1 protein-coding gene is annotated in these 559 nt (G+C 29.2%); it reads right to left on the bottom strand.

Annotation, left to right across the window (positions count from 1 at the left end; all coding sequences use genetic code 11):
- The coding region (locus CLOTH_RS10480) for a transposase (RefSeq protein WP_143715468.1) at positions 1–520 on the bottom strand (520 nt) is incomplete at its 3' end.
- Between the last annotated feature and the right edge of the window lie 39 nt (positions 521–559).

The following is a 559-nucleotide window of genomic DNA, read 5'->3' as shown; positions in this document are numbered from 1 at the left end:
CTCTATATATTTTTGCTTCTTTAGCAACTTCTTCTTTGTAAGTTTTTTTCTTATTGGCACTTGCCTTTACGTGGGTTGCATCTATAAAAACTTCCTTTGGGTCTACGAATCCAGCTTCAACAGCTTCGTTAAGTATTTTTGCAAATATATCTTCAAAGACATTTGAATTCTTAAATCTTCTAGCATAGTTTTTACTAAACGTTGAAAAATGAGGTATCTCATCTTTTATTCCATAACCTAAAAACCATCTATAAGCAATATTTAAATTCACTTCTCTTATTGTCTTTCTCATAGACCCAATACCAAATAGATACTGAATAAAAACAAGTTTAATAAGCACTACAGGATCTATACTAGGTCTTCCCTTATCTTGAGAGTACATATCATTAACAAGTTCATATATAAAGTCAAAATTCATGACTTTATCAATTTTTCTCAGTAAATGATCACTAGGCACAAGTTCATCAAGTGTAAATAAAACAAGTTGGTCTCTATTTATCATATCTTGCTTTCGCAACATAAAAATCACTCCAATATAAATATGTATTTTTAGAAAAAT

The sequence above is a fragment of the Alkalithermobacter paradoxus genome (genome assembly GCA_002029295.1).
Classification (GTDB): domain Bacteria; phylum Bacillota; class Clostridia; order Peptostreptococcales; family Peptostreptococcaceae; genus Alkalithermobacter; species Alkalithermobacter paradoxus.
Note: the sequence above shows the minus strand (reverse complement) of the source record. Positions and strands in the feature narration are given on the sequence as shown.